Source organism: Streptococcus penaeicida, from assembly GCF_002887775.1.
GTDB lineage: Bacteria > Bacillota > Bacilli > Lactobacillales > Streptococcaceae > Streptococcus > Streptococcus penaeicida.
In genome coordinates, this window is the sequence record NZ_LOCM01000116.1 from 1 (window position 1) to 204 (window position 204).

The following is a 204-nucleotide window of genomic DNA, read 5'->3' on the forward strand; positions in this document are numbered from 1 at the left end:
GATGGTTGTTGCGGATGCAGGTTATGGTAGTGAAGAAAACTTAACTAGACTTGACCAACTAGGAGTTGAGCACCTGATTAAATATGGTATGTTTGATAAGGAGCAGAAAAGAAAGCAGAAACAGTCTACAAAGAATCTAGATAATTGGTTTTACGATGAGGTTAGTGATACCTACACGCATCCGGATGGTTGGGATTATCATTT

General features: G+C 38.7%; 1 pseudogene. It reads left to right on the forward strand.

What is annotated here, in order from left to right:
* Positions 1–204, forward strand: a pseudogene (locus tag AT575_RS10510) (IS1182 family transposase); the annotation flags it as partial.